At 45.1% G+C, this 13,094-nt stretch carries 12 protein-coding genes; 3 read left to right on the plus strand and 9 right to left on the minus strand.

Translation table 11 applies throughout. The features are described 5' to 3' along the window. Nucleotides 1–100: 100 nt before the first annotated feature. From ABD930_RS09430 to ABD930_RS09450, 5 genes are all read right to left on the minus strand, one after another. Nucleotides 101–1,354: a hypothetical protein gene (locus ABD930_RS09430; protein ID WP_345231459.1), complete on the minus strand. Its 1,254-nt coding sequence runs from the start codon at nucleotides 1,352–1,354 to the stop codon at nucleotides 101–103. A gap of 541 nt (nucleotides 1,355–1,895) precedes the next feature. Beyond that, the gene (locus ABD930_RS09435) at nucleotides 1,896–2,573 is read right to left on the minus strand and encodes a hypothetical protein (protein WP_345231460.1); all 678 of its coding nucleotides are present in this window, start codon (nucleotides 2,571–2,573) and stop codon (nucleotides 1,896–1,898) included. A 158-nt stretch (nucleotides 2,574–2,731) separates the two neighbouring features. Continuing rightward, on the minus strand, nucleotides 2,732–5,965 hold the full coding sequence (locus ABD930_RS09440) for an error-prone DNA polymerase (RefSeq protein ID WP_345231461.1): 3,234 nt from the start codon (nucleotides 5,963–5,965) through the stop codon (nucleotides 2,732–2,734). A gap of 1 nt (nucleotide 5,966) precedes the next feature. Beyond that, nucleotides 5,967–7,466, minus strand: a complete 1,500-nt coding sequence (locus ABD930_RS09445) for a Y-family DNA polymerase (RefSeq protein ID WP_345231462.1) — start codon at nucleotides 7,464–7,466, stop codon at nucleotides 5,967–5,969. Beyond that, nucleotides 7,463–8,206 (minus strand): ImuA family protein, encoded by a 744-nt coding sequence (locus ABD930_RS09450; RefSeq protein ID WP_345231463.1) that lies wholly within the window; start codon nucleotides 8,204–8,206, stop codon nucleotides 7,463–7,465. The genes ABD930_RS09445 and ABD930_RS09450 overlap by 4 nt, the downstream gene beginning before the upstream one ends. Nucleotides 8,207–8,276: 70 nt before the next feature. Between ABD930_RS09450 and ABD930_RS09455 the strand changes: the two genes are divergently transcribed. Together ABD930_RS09455 and ABD930_RS09460 are read left to right on the plus strand one after the other, a co-directional pair. Then, nucleotides 8,277–9,092, plus strand: coding sequence for an XRE family transcriptional regulator (locus tag ABD930_RS09455; protein ID WP_345231464.1), 816 nt, complete (start codon nucleotides 8,277–8,279; stop codon nucleotides 9,090–9,092). Between the two features lie 11 nt (nucleotides 9,093–9,103). Beyond that, nucleotides 9,104–9,355 carry a hypothetical protein gene (locus tag ABD930_RS09460; RefSeq protein ID WP_345231465.1) on the plus strand — a complete coding sequence of 84 codons (252 nt, stop codon included), beginning with the start codon at nucleotides 9,104–9,106 and terminating at the stop codon, nucleotides 9,353–9,355. Between the two features lie 9 nt (nucleotides 9,356–9,364). On the opposite strand, the gene ABD930_RS09465 is transcribed toward ABD930_RS09460, so the two are convergent. The 4 genes from ABD930_RS09465 to ABD930_RS09480 form a co-directional block, all read right to left on the minus strand. Further along, nucleotides 9,365–9,760: a hypothetical protein gene (locus ABD930_RS09465; RefSeq protein ID WP_345231466.1), complete on the minus strand. Its 396-nt coding sequence runs from the start codon at nucleotides 9,758–9,760 to the stop codon at nucleotides 9,365–9,367. Between the two features lie 55 nt (nucleotides 9,761–9,815). Continuing rightward, nucleotides 9,816–10,052 carry a hypothetical protein gene (locus ABD930_RS09470; protein ID WP_345231467.1) on the minus strand — a complete coding sequence of 79 codons (237 nt, stop codon included), beginning with the start codon at nucleotides 10,050–10,052 and terminating at the stop codon, nucleotides 9,816–9,818. Continuing rightward, on the minus strand, nucleotides 10,049–10,444 hold the full coding sequence (locus ABD930_RS09475) for a thermonuclease family protein (protein ID WP_345231468.1): 396 nt from the start codon (nucleotides 10,442–10,444) through the stop codon (nucleotides 10,049–10,051). Before ABD930_RS09475 ends, ABD930_RS09470 begins: the two co-directional genes overlap by 4 nt. Before the next feature lie 125 nt (nucleotides 10,445–10,569). Beyond that, nucleotides 10,570–11,103: a helix-turn-helix domain-containing protein gene (locus ABD930_RS09480; RefSeq protein WP_345231469.1), complete on the minus strand. Its 534-nt coding sequence runs from the start codon at nucleotides 11,101–11,103 to the stop codon at nucleotides 10,570–10,572. Between the two features lie 558 nt (nucleotides 11,104–11,661). On the opposite strand from ABD930_RS09480, the gene ABD930_RS09485 reads away from it, so the two are divergent. After that, nucleotides 11,662–13,092 (plus strand): TlpA family protein disulfide reductase, encoded by a 1,431-nt coding sequence (locus ABD930_RS09485; RefSeq protein ID WP_345231470.1) that lies wholly within the window; start codon nucleotides 11,662–11,664, stop codon nucleotides 13,090–13,092. The last annotated feature ends 2 nt before the right edge of the window (nucleotides 13,093–13,094 follow it).

A 13,094-nucleotide genomic window follows, 5' to 3' on the forward strand; every position in this document is an offset into this window, starting at 1 on the left:
CTACCTTCGCCTTAAAGCCTGCACTGAATTTTCTACGTTCCTTTTTCATTTTCAACTGCTAATTTAAACATTTATGCAGTTGTCCAGTTTTTGGGGAGTACTATAGGGCTTCCGCCTCACTCTTTAATAGATTCCAATAGGAATTAATTAATGCATTTTCTCTTTCAGTTAGAGGCTGTAAACAAAACAGACAGTTATCCTTTTCTGATGGGTATGTTTTTTTTTCATCTCGGTCGATTTCGATGGCAGAGGCATAATTTTTAGACGCTTTAATAAAATCTTTCCATTCGTTTGTTCCTAAGCTTTCAATGTTATATTCCTCTAAGCTCTTTACGCCTTCTTGTTTAGCTAAATCTTGAAATTTTTGAAACGAGATTATCAATGACTTGTAGTGCCCAATATCCTCGGGCTTTAAGTAATCTAAAATTGCTTGCTGCCGGCTTGTAAAATCAACTAGTTGCGAAAGCAACTTTTGGAGCTCTGAAATTCTTTTCGGAATGTCAAGGGCTTTTAATTTCTCTCGTTTTGCAATTAGTTCTGCAAGTTTCACTGCATCCGCTTTTGTATATGTTCCTAATGCTTTAAGTTCCTCTTCATTTGAATTTGCTCCGAGATTGTTAATCGCATTTTTTATTACATTGTCATTGACGAAAAACTTTTCAAATTCGTTGATAGGTCTATTTGCTTTTATATCCACAGAAAGTTTCGCTTTGACCATTTCGTATAACTGCAAAGCCTTTTCAAAAAACTCAAAACCAATCGGTGTGAAGTCAAGTTTATTGTCTTGCTCTAAAAGCACTTTGATACTGTGTGTGTCGAAGACTGAATATTGAGAAAATTCTATGTTGCTTCTATGCAATGGATAAGACAAATCATATAATGCCTCTGCTGATTGAAAAGTAAACTTACAGGCTGGGGTACCCCTCTCTTCGTCAGAAAAAACATTTTGGAGAATTTGTTTATCGCCTCTTGACTGAAAGGCATTATTTAGCAATCTTACATAACCTGATTTTCCTGTTCCATTGCCCCCATAAATGATTGTTAGGTTTGGGTTAATTGGGATTGATTGTCCAGTAGCAAGTGCGTTTACATTCTCAATTTCTTTTATCAATTGCAACTGAATTTTTCTTTCAATTGCAGCTACATCAGCAGCAATTTCATTAAATTCAATTTCTGCCCTTTCGTTTTCAATCGCTTTCAAAGCAAAATCTTCTTTGAACAATTGATATGTGGTGTCGGCTAAAGCGTCATCAACATTTTTGCCTTCTAAAAGTTGGTTCCCCGCATATTGAAACCAGTAGTCATAGCCTTTTAGCCACGCAATGATTTTATTTTTTAAAGGTAACTCCGGCATATTTTAATCATTATAATGTGTTTAAGCATCGTTGGTTTAGTTTTTTGCGTAACTTTTTGGCAATACTTTGTTAACTGCTGTTTTTCTTATTGTTGTAATAAAGTCGTCTTGTGTCTCCATCGTTGTCCGAGTACATTGTTGCTTTAAAAAAAATGTATTCGGAAAGCTTCTCAGTAATATAAGTTGATAGATTTTTATTTATATATTCGTGCCTCTAATTGAAAACTCCGAAAGTTTATCAAAAAGCTTAGAGTCTACTCTTAAAATGCTATGTTTTGCTCATAATAGATTAAGGTTAGGTTAACAACTTTTATTTGCTTCCTAATATAAAGAAATTTCAAGTGAATTGAAAAATATTTTTTATCCGCTCAAAACTAAATGGTTTGCTGTTCAGTGCGTTACGGGAAACCATAATATACGTTTAGTAGTAGAAAAATTGTCCATTTTGGTATTGGTTCAGAGTTTCTTGTTAAAAGAAAAGTGCTACATTAGTTAAATGCCCCTAGACTGGGGTTCGGCAATTGAACAAATATTTAATGTTTCACTCATCCCCACGCTCCCTCAATCCATACGTTTTAAACCAATTTTCGCTCCAGGCATAACCTCCTTCTTCTATTTCATCTATATCGTCCTCATCGATTAAATTGGGAAGTGATGCAATTCCGTCCAAGTCATCCAATACAGGTTTCATCGCGATCTCGAAATACTCACTTACTAAAATCTCTCTTTTTCTAAAATGGCAATCTACACGGCCCTTGATCCATTCTTTATACATATATGGATCGTACGTAGATACAACGACAATCATCTTGTCATATATACCCACTTTCTCTAAAAATCTATCAATATCGAATACCCTGTCTCCGCTGCTAAAAAACAGAATGTCAGCTTTTTTTGCGTTTTCGACTAGGTTTTCATCCTCATGATCAAGCGATTCCGACTGTGTGACCAAATGCAGCCGGTCATGTTCTAGTATTCTCTGGCTGATACTGGCGGAATCTCGTTCATACAACATAAATGTAAAGCATTTATAAGTATCCTTCTTAGTGGTTACTCTTTGAGGGTTGATTGCGCTTAAATCAGGAGATAGTGGCGATGCTTGACTGTCATTTTCTATGGTTTCTTTTGAATGAGGTCTGTATTTTGATGATTGGACAGATTTTCCCATCAGCTTGCCAAAGAATAGGCCAATTTTCTCTTTAAAGGTTTGTTGTTTCATTCAGGTTAATTTTTAATGGCTGTTCACAAAGATACATTATGCTATATACAAGCCCATTGTCCCAAATTTAACTTTTATAGCTCTGTTGTCAAAGGAACTTAGGCTTTTTATTCATTTGCCGCATCATTTATTTCCGTTAAATTACTGTTTGATGCACATCACCTAAAATTACGCCCTTTGCCAAAAAGATCCAGCTGCGTATCATGACGCACCTGCGTTTTTTTGTTCTTGGCGGGATAAATCTGTCCATCCTTTTCATCCGCGGGCGAAAGTGCACGCAGATCAACCTCTTTCCGCTGCTGCGGGCCAAGTGCAGCCAGCAGTCCTGATAGATTGTAAAGCCGTTTGGCCACTACATGGGTTACCATTCCCTCACGCTGCAATTTTCCCTCCACCGCCAGTAGCTGCGAATAAAGGATTTCCTTTCTGTAGCGTTCAAACAGACTGGCAAAGACCACTACATTGGCCACGCCCGTTTCGTCTTCAATGGTAATAAAACATACGCCGCCCGCTGTGCCGGGGCGCTGGCGCACCAGTACCAGCCCGGCTACCCGCAGGGGTGTGCCATCCGGCCAGCGGTCCAGCTCCTTGGTGGAAAGAATACGCCTTTCAAACAATTGCCGCCGTACAAAACTTACCGGATGTGCCTTTAGCGACAACGACAGGGAACCGTAATCCTGTACCACATGTTCGGAAAGCGACATTTCCGGTAGGTGCACCAGTTCCTCCAGGTCACTGGCAGAGGGTTGACCCTCGAAGATACCGACCGGCCGATCGTGCAGGGCCGATACTTCCCACAACGCCTGTCTGCGGTCCATGCCCATCGAACGGAAGGCATCTGCATCCGCCAGCCGTTCCAGTGAGGCTATGGAGACCCCTGTATCCAATAACAGGTGGATATGGGTGTAAGGTTTCAGCCTTGCCGAAACAAGCGCGTCCATTTCCTCCTGCCGCATGCCCTTGATCTGCCGGAAACCCAGCCGCAGTGCACAGTATTGGCCTTTTTTATCCTCCAGTGTATTGTCCCAGCGGGAAAAATTCACATCCACCGGCCGCAGCTCCACACCGTGCTCCCGTGCATCACGCACGATCTGTGCCGGGGCGTAGAAACCCATGGGCTGGCTGTTCAACAGGGCTGCCGCAAAAACATCCGGATAGTGATGCTTTATCCAGCAGGAAACGTATACCAGCAGGGCAAAGCTGGCCGCATGGCTTTCGGGAAAACCATAACTGCCAAAGCCCTCCAGCTGGCGGAATACCCTTTCGGCAAATTCCTGCTTATAGCCACGAGCCACCATACCGTCCACCAGTTTCCGCTCAAACCTGCTCACCAATCCCTTGGCCTTGAAGGTCGCCATGCTACGGCGCAGTTCATCCGCTTCGGCAGGGGTAAAGCCCGCGGCCACAATCGCAATCTTCATTGCCTGCTCCTGGAACAGAGGCACCCCCAGCGTTTTGCCCAGTATTTCCTCCAGCTCGGCCGAGGGATATTCCACCGGTTCTTCGCCATTGCGCCTGCGGAGGTAGGGGTGCACCATATCACCCTGTATGGGGCCGGGGCGCACAATGGCCACCTCAATCACCAGATCATAGAAATTCTGCGGCCGCAGCCGCGGCAGCATGGACTGCTGGGCGCGGCTTTCAATCTGGAACACGCCTATGGTGTCGGCCGCGCTGATCATCGCATACACTTCGGGGTCGTCCTGCGGTACGGTGGCCAGCGTGAGCATACGGCCATGGTGCTCAGCGGCCAGATCAAAAGCTTTGCGGATGCAGGTCAGCATGCCCAGGGCCAGCACATCAATCTTGAGAAAGCCCAAAGCGTCGATATCGTCCTTGTTCCATTCAATATTGGTACGGTCTTCCATCTGCGCATTGATGATGGGGCAGAGGTCGGTCAGCCTGCCGTCCGTTATCACAAATCCACCGGTATGCTGGCCCAGCTGCCGAGGAAAGCCCATAAACTGGCGGGTCAGTTCAAGCACCTTTACCAGATGCGGATCGCCCGCATCGAAACCATGTTCGGAGATAAGCTTCCCTTCAAACCATTCATCGGTAAATTCCCATATCGAGCTGGACAACTGGTTAATGGCATCGACCGACATGCCCATCGCCTTGGCCACATCACGCACGGCACCCTTCTGATGCAGTTGGGTAACGGTGGCCACAATACCCGCACGGTCGCGCCCGTACTTCCCATAGATATACTGGATGATCTCTTCACGCCGCTCGTGTTCAAAGTCCACGTCAATATCGGGCGGCTCGTTCCGCGCAGAAGATATGAACCGCTCAAATAACAGGTCGAATTTGGTCGGGTTCACCGAGGTGATGCCAAGGCAGAAACAGATGGTGGAATTGGCAGCAGACCCACGGCCCTGGCAGAGGATGCCGCGTGAGCGCGCCTCGCGCACAATATCGTACACGGTCAGAAAATAAGGCGCATAATCCATTTCACTGATGAATTTCAGCTCGTGCACAATGGCCGAGGATACCTTTTCCGGCAGCGGGTCACCGAAAAAGTCATAGGCCCCGCTCCAGGCCAGCCGTGTCAGTTCCTCCAATGGGCTGCGCCCGTCGGGCATAATCTCCCGCGGATAAACATATTTCAGCGTATCCAGGTTGAAACGGCAGGCATCTGCAATACGCCGGGTGTTCGCAATGGCATGCGGATATCTGCGGAACAGCCGTTCCATCTCCGCTACCGGTTTCAGGTAACGTTCGGCGTTGGCATGCAGGAGGTAACCCGCATTATAAATGGTCTTCTTTTCGCGCACACACGTCACAATATCCTGCAACTGCTGCCGTTCGGGGCTATGGTAATGCACATCGTTGGTGGCCACCAGCGGTATACCCAGTTGCTCTTCCAGTTCTGCCAGGCGGAAGAGTCTTTTGGCATCATCTCCGCGGTAAAGCCATGAGGCGGCCAGATATAGATCTCCCCCCAGTTGCTGCCGGTATTCCCGCAGATCATGTTTAAATCCATTGTCAAAGTCAAAATCGCCGTTCAATTCGGATGGGGGCAGAGCGATGAAGATCATACCCGCTGCATAGCGGTAAACATCAACCCGGTATAATAGACATTTACCTTTTTCCGTGCGCCGGTTCCCTTCGGTAAGCAGGGCCGAAAGGCGTGCATAAGCTTCTCTGTCGGTAGGGTAGGCCAACAGGGGTGGGCCATCCTGTAGATCAAGCCGTGCAGCGGGTATCATGCGTATGCCCTGTTTTTTTGCCGCAGTGTGCGCACGTACGATGCCTGCAAGGGTATTAAAGTCGGTCAGTGCTATGGCCGTGTGGCCAAGTGCCGCTGCATGCTCCACCAGTTCTTCCGGATGGGAAGCTCCCCGCAGGAAGCTGAAATTCGATGTAACCTGTAATTCCGTATAATCCATCATGCTAAGCAAAAAAACCATGTATAAACCACTCCGGTGCATCTCCGTTTTCGTAATGGCCGGAGCGGAACAGCCAATAGCGTGCACCGTTTTCATCTTCCACCCGGTAGTAGTCGCGCTGAAGGCCGGTTTCCAGCCACCATTCCCGTTCAATACGCTCCGGTCCATCGGCTTTTTTTACCTGGTGCACCTTGCCCTTATAGATGAATACCATGGGCGGGTAATCAGGTACCGGTGCCGTAACGGTAATAGGTTCGGGTATTGGCAAAATATAAACCGGGCGTGGGGCGGTTTTGGGCCAGACAGTGGAAGGCTGCTCGTCCAGCGAGGAAGCCTCCTTTATGGAGCGTTCCGGCCAGTGGTGCTCATCCGGTAGGTAGCGGTGTATGGCATCGCTGCCTACTCTGCCTGCTATGCGATCCAGGAGCTTGCCGATCTCGGCACATTGATGGGCGCCACCATCGTTCCATAGTTTTTCCTGAGCTGCATTCAGCGGTTCCACAACAGGGGCTTCCAGTGTAAACAGCTCAATACCAAGACCGGGGGCTATGCTGCCGATTTTTTCGGAGAACAGGCGGAAGAGGTGCAGCTTTTCCCTTGAAGGCCGGCCCGTGCCTATGGCAATCTCCCTGATTTTTCCATCAATGCGATAGCAACGGAATACCGCCTTCCGCAGGCCGGCGCTACCATGCAGCAATTGTTCCGTCAGCCCCTCCAATAATTTTTCCAGCGCCATCTCAATGGCTTTCCGTGTCCGCAATGGTTCCAGGCAGGGAAGGCGTTCCCGGTATTCGGCCGTTGGTACCACCGGTTCCAGATGTTCCGCAGACCTACCCAATGCCTGGTCAATCCGTTCCAGCAGTGACTGCCCGAAGCGGCGCCTGAGCATTGAGCGGGGCATACCGATGAAATCGCCGATCCGTGTCAGGCCCAGCTTCTGCATCCTCCCGGCCACATTGCTTTCCAGCCGGAGGGCAGCGGGGGGCAGGGACAGCAGTGCCTCCAGCTGCCCTCTGTGCGCAACAATATCCCCTGGGCGACCAAAGCGCGATACTGCCCAGGCTGCTGCTATGGTGTCCGCCATTGCCGCACGCACCTGGTATCCCCTCTTTTCCAATCTACAGACAATAGTTTTCAGGTAAGATTCTTCGCCCTTCCAGAGATGTGTGCAGCCGCTAACGTCCAACAGCAGGCCGTCGGGAAGATCAATAACTGATACCGGCGTGTAACGCAGGAACCATTCTGCCAGTTCCGAGAGCAGACTTTCCGCCCGTTCGGGTTCAAAGTCGAATACCTGTAGCGCGGGGTGCAGGGCACGGGCGTCGGCAAGTACCATTTTAACCCTGATACCTATGGTTAGCGCTTCTGGGCTCACTGCCTGTATGACCATCCGGCCCCTTTCGGGTGCGGCCAGTACAAAAGCTTTCCCTTTCAGCTCCGGTAGACGTATGGCTAGGCTGTCCGTCAATAGATGGCAGAACCATAATGCAGTATATCTTTTCATGATGTACCCGTTCTCCCGTAAACATTGTCCGTTACCCCCAGCGGCTGCTCTTCATAAAAGAAGGTATCTTCCTTCCAGCCCATCTGCCAACTGCCCGGTTTTCCGTTACGTATTTTTTGCAGTTCCACATGCCATAGTGGGTGGCCAATACCCGGCAAGCGGCCGCTCACTATGCTGGACATGGGTTTCACGTTCCAGCGTGCCACGCAGCCCATATTGTTCATCCGCCGCGGGCGGTACCGGTGGAGAAAACCGGTTACATGGCTCTGCTCCACGGCAAGTTGCAGGCGGCGTGAGGCGGTCAGGTCCAGATCATGTATCTCGCCCACCACAGCCGCTATGGAAGGGCATTTCAGAGCCTCTTCAATCACCCATAGGGCATCTTTTTCCTGACTGAGGTTAACAAAGAACACGCGGTCCGGGGCTACGCCAAATGCACTCAGGGATGGGGGAAACAGCCGCTTGCCCAGACTTACCCACAGACAGGGACCTTTCTGCTGCATTAACCGGCCTATCAGGCAGGCTATAAAACCAGCGGATGCTGAAGCCTGCTCCGTATCATTGCTAATGAACTCGTGTATGGCCCCCAGTGGAAAAATCCCTGCCGGAAAAGCCTGCTCCATAACACCCATATCTTTCAGAGGCCAGTCAGTGCCGCTGTTCACAGTAAAGCCTTCCGCTTCTAGGATCATAGCTCTTAGTTCAGCTATTTTCGATTTTTTTTTCATTGCTGTTTCCATATCCCGCTTATATTGCTATATTTGTCACCAATAGTAACAAATATATTGTTGTTAATAATAACAATACAAAATGGAACCTGCAAAAGTTTTTTTCAATAGCAATCTGCTTTTCCTGCGCAAGCGTAAAAAATACAGTCAGCAGCAGCTGGCCGAGCTGCTCGGCTACACACGTGCCAAATACACCGCCATGGAGAACGGGCATACGGAAAATCCTCCCCTGGCAGATCTGGTCAAAATATCCGATTTCTTCCATATCCCGCTGGATTACCTGCTCAGGCATGATCTTGGCCGCTTAAGCGAATTTGACCTCCGTAAAATGGAGACCGGTGCCAAAGAGTATATCAACGGCAAAAACCTACGGGTGCTTTCCATTACAGTCAATGCCGAAAATAAGGAGAACATGGAGTACGTGCCGGTTAAGGCCAAGGCAGGTTATGCTGCCGGATGCACCGACCCGGAGTATTTGGCTGCGTTACCCAAATTTACCCTGCCAAATTTGCCCAAGGATGGTACTTACCGGATGTTTCCCACAACGGGCGATTCCATGTTGCCCATTCCGGATGGCAGTGATGTGGTTGCGCGGTACGTGCAGGACTGGAAAACCCTTAAACCGGATACGTTGTGCATTGTTATCCTGAAAGGGGAGCAGGACTTTGTGTTTAAGCAGGTTACCCTACAAAAGGACGGTACACTGCTCATGCGGTCACTTAACAGCAACTACAGGCCATATACAGTTGCCGTAAACGATGTGTTGGAAATCTGGCAATATGCCAAACATCAGACGGATAAACTGCCGGAACCGGAAACAGATTTGCAAGAAATTAAAATGCTTATTAGAAATATGCAGCATCAATTACAAAGTAATTTAGCGTATAGAAACAAATAGAAGTAGCACTTATGGAAGAATCTTTTACCATAAATATAAATTACCAGCATGCAGAACATGTTTTTGATACAAAAATTCTGTCATTGGGCTATACCTATAAAGTGGAAGTAATTATAGATGGTACGGTTGTTTATTTTGAACCAGATGAAGAACGGCATTACCGCGCGGTAGTGACTAATACAGAAAACCTCCCACAAAGGCTTACGCCTGAGCTATTAAAGGCAATAGCCAATTATCTTGAAAAGCAAATTGTTTCTCAGTAGACGGGAAATTCAAAATGATGTAAAGTTGTCGTCAATGACGGGTCTACCTAGTTCATCTATATAAACATTTTTGAAGCCATATTTTGTGTCTACGATACAACAACTTTCATTAAGCTTATTCAGACAATATTCAATAGAAGAAGTTATCACTGCAAGGTTCTCTATTCTCTCTAATTTTAGGTCGCTTTTAGCTTGCCTTAATTCTTCGGCAAGTTCAGAAAAGGCAATTAATTCGTTTTTATCAATATTGCTTTCTAAGAATTCAGTTTGCAAGGAGATTTTCTCGCAATAGGTAGACAAGTTCTCCTCTAAAATTTGGTTTTCTTTTTCTTGCAAGGATAAATGGTTCTTTAGATCTAAGTAATCTTCTATTGTTTGCTTAAGCTTTTCTTTATAGGGATTCATATTTATCGGAAAAATCGGTATTCATAATAAACAAACTATGATTATCCGCGCTAGATTATTCAATATGTGGAAATTGATCAAGATATGGTTCCAATAAATAGGTTTTCGTAAACTGTCTAAATCCTTTAAATTCCTGATGATCTGAGGTGTATACAAGTTCTACAAAAAAGTTTCCTAGGCAGTATAAGGTTCTCGCTTCATTGCCAATACGCCTATGGCCAATAAAAATACCTCCCAAAGTTGCTTCGCCCTTTTCGGTATCATTAAGCATCATAAATTCGTATATACTCATAATATAACTTTTTTATGATTTTGGCGTTTGGCTTTACGGAAATCCCAAGGAGCCGTCGGATTTTCCATGCTCCACAATCCTACCTGTTTTGCCCGAGCTCGCGCCTCAGCAATTGCAAAATCTTTGGAATTGTTGAAAGACTTATAATGCCAAGCCAAATCTGCATTCAATAATTCTTTATTGAGATTTGTATGATCTGACAAAATCACAATACCGACTGTCCGCCCATACCGGTCAATATCCTTGACCTCCACTTTTAACGTTTTTTGAAAGCAATGATTGGCCGTGAATTTCCGTGCAACTGTTCCGAAATCTTGGTGGCTTTCTGGGCAATCTATACCATAAAGGCGGATTTTCGTTTGCGTATTATCAACGTCGAGAATCGTAATCATATCACCATCAGATATTAGAACAATCTTGCCGCTTAATATCGCTTGTCCAACCGCAATACTGTATATAAAAAAACAAGAAGGGTTGAGTAAAATTTTTTCATGAAATAGGTTTAGTTTATTTTATACTAGGATTTCAAATATTTTGGTTTTCGTTTGTTGTTCGTGGGTATCAACTTCAATATGCCCTCATCAACAAGTTTATTTAGTATTCTTGATACATCATTTGTTTTGTAATTAGTGCCTTTCTCATCATTCACCAAGTCTTTTATTTGAGATGCCTCAATTGGCTTTGGAAACGTTTCCATATTTTCAATATAATCTGACACTATATAAGAGGGGCCAAGTTTTTTAAAATTATATGTTGAATTGTATCCCTTACTCGACAGATAGTTGGTTATGTTTTCTTTTAGCGATTCTCGTTTAGGGAATTTCGGAATATCTAATAATAGTGAATAAGCTTCAACACCAAACAAGTTTGCCAAATCCTCCAAATGAGTTAAAGTTATATTTGCTTCCCCGTTTAGTACATTTCTTATATGTGTGACTGATATATCGGTTGCAAGATGCATTTTCTCATAAGATATATGAGTGTTGCTTTTAAGTTTAGAAAGATTTTTTGCCACTCTAGCAATAAGCTGACTTTGCCTTTCCTTCTTCATCTAACAAAAAGAGCTAATAGAATGACGCGTTAAAATATTTATTAGCGAAAAAATTGCGTTTATACTGAAAACCTTCTATATTTGCATAATAAAACTTAAGAATCTTATGATTGTTTGTAGAGCATATAAATACTATTGTTAATGATATAAAGTGTTAAGTAACTAAGAGTCTCATCTCTCTTCGCTTTGACCAGCTAGAATGAGACGGTAAGAAAAGTACCCATGTCTTAAAAAACGGTATATTTGTTTTTTATAGGGGTGGGTCTTGCCGTTGTCTGAAGCCAGCTGGTCAGCGAAGGGTGGAGGTACGATGGTGAGAATTCCTCCCTATTTTTTTACTTCCGAGAGGCTCGTTAAAACGTAACGAGTTATGAAAGGAAAACCTAAGTCTAATTTACTGCCTAATAGAGCCCTTACGAATACTGGCGTGCGCAGCTATGCCTTAAACCTATGTTTAAAAAGAAATCTGTATAAGAATATCATCGCTTCGCCTGAATAGCGGTTCTGAAACTTGCATCTAGCAATAAATAAAATCCTTTAACTGGTTATTCAAAATTTATGAACGATTTATACGTAAGGGGAGAGCTATGTCCTTTCCGGAACCAATATAAAAATATACGAGCCAAAGCTTTAAAGCTTTCCGCTTTTAGCTTTGTGCTTTCAACCTTTTTGTTCTGTGTTTGTTTGGCTCACGCCGGGCAGCGGGAAAATTTTCCCGCTGCTGCTGGCGTGGCTTTATCCACAGACTCCATTACGCCATTAAAAATAGGCGATACCATTCCCGAAGCTTTATGGAATCTGCCGCTGCAAATGGTACAGGCAGCGCAGGAGGGAAGCGCTACGGTTACCCTCAAGGATTATAAAGGTAAACTGATTATCTTGGATTTCTGGGCTACGTGGTGTACCAGCTGTATAGCAGCGCTGCCCAAAATGCATAACCTTGCAGACGATTTTAAAGACCAATTGGCAATTGTTCCGGTGACGTATGAAAAGGAGCTGAGGAAGATAAAAGATTTCTTGGAAACCAATAAATACATCCAGAAGCTAAAGCTGCAATCTGTCTATGCCGATAGTTCGCTGAATCATTTTTTTCCACATAGCTTGCTGCCCCACTATGTATGGATCAATCCTAATGGCCGGGTAGAAACGATTACCTCTGCCTATGGCGTAAGTGCGAAGAATATAGCGGCTGTCTTAAATAGGGAAACACAGCTTGATGCTATTCCAAAAATTGATCTGGACAAAGATAGTCTGCTGGTTAATTTCAAAGCGCGCCCGGAACAAAACCTGCGCTATTACAGCGTGTTGTACAAAGGTCGTTTCGAGGGGCTTGGCGCCGGAACGATAGCCAAAAGCTATAATGGCCTGACGGGCTATATCTGGAGCAATCTAACTTTAATGACCATGTACGCCAAACTGGGAAAAATGCTGATCCCTGGTTTTAACGCCAAACAACTTGCTGTGGAAGTAAGCGATTCGGTCCAGCTATTTTATCAAAATTCCGGCTTGCCAAAGGATGACTGGTATTATAAAAACGCTTATACGTTGGAATTCCTCGTGCCCGCTACGGAAAAATCCGCTATGCCCAATTATTTATTGACGATATTAAATCAGCAGACGCCTTTTTCCATTGCCCTAGAGTATAGGAAACAATCCTGCCTCGTGCTGCAAAAACTACCTAGAAAATATCCGCTGACGAAAGGGGGGAAATATGAAAATACCTTAAGCACAGCGGAGGATGCTCGATTAGTGAATGTGCCGATAGACCACCTGGTTGCGTGGTTGAATACGAATGAACGCTTGCCGGACATTGTAGTAGATGAGACGGGCAATGAGGGGAACATCGACTTGAACATAAATACCAGCTTTAACGATTTGGAAGCATTACAGGCAATTTTTAGACAGCAGGGCCTTTTGCTGAAAAGGGAAAAGCGCAGAATAGCATTATTGGTAATAAGAGATAAAAAACAATCAACTTTAAATAACTAAAC

It is taken from the genome of Olivibacter ginsenosidimutans, assembly GCF_039542865.1.
Taxonomy (GTDB): domain Bacteria; phylum Bacteroidota; class Bacteroidia; order Sphingobacteriales; family Sphingobacteriaceae; genus Olivibacter; species Olivibacter ginsenosidimutans.

Coding starts and splice junctions, on each gene's coding strand:
- ABD930_RS09430 (WP_345231459.1), bottom strand. CDS start 1,354: ATGCCGGAGTTACCTTTAAAAAATAAAATCATTGCGTGGCTAAAAGGC.
- ABD930_RS09435 (WP_345231460.1), bottom strand. CDS start 2,573: ATGAAACAACAAACCTTTAAAGAGAAAATTGGCCTATTCTTTGGCAAG.
- ABD930_RS09440 (WP_345231461.1), bottom strand. CDS start 5,965: ATGATGGATTATACGGAATTACAGGTTACATCGAATTTCAGCTTCCTG.
- ABD930_RS09445 (WP_345231462.1), bottom strand. CDS start 7,466: ATGAAAAGATATACTGCATTATGGTTCTGCCATCTATTGACGGACAGC.
- ABD930_RS09450 (WP_345231463.1), bottom strand. CDS start 8,206: ATGGAAACAGCAATGAAAAAAAAATCGAAAATAGCTGAACTAAGAGCT.
- ABD930_RS09455 (WP_345231464.1), top strand. CDS start 8,277: ATGGAACCTGCAAAAGTTTTTTTCAATAGCAATCTGCTTTTCCTGCGC.
- ABD930_RS09460 (WP_345231465.1), top strand. CDS start 9,104: ATGGAAGAATCTTTTACCATAAATATAAATTACCAGCATGCAGAACAT.
- ABD930_RS09465 (WP_345231466.1), bottom strand. CDS start 9,760: ATGAATCCCTATAAAGAAAAGCTTAAGCAAACAATAGAAGATTACTTA.
- ABD930_RS09470 (WP_345231467.1), bottom strand. CDS start 10,052: ATGAGTATATACGAATTTATGATGCTTAATGATACCGAAAAGGGCGAA.
- ABD930_RS09475 (WP_345231468.1), bottom strand. CDS start 10,444: ATGATTACGATTCTCGACGTTGATAATACGCAAACGAAAATCCGCCTT.
- ABD930_RS09480 (WP_345231469.1), bottom strand. CDS start 11,103: ATGAAGAAGGAAAGGCAAAGTCAGCTTATTGCTAGAGTGGCAAAAAAT.
- ABD930_RS09485 (WP_345231470.1), top strand. CDS start 11,662: ATGAACGATTTATACGTAAGGGGAGAGCTATGTCCTTTCCGGAACCAA.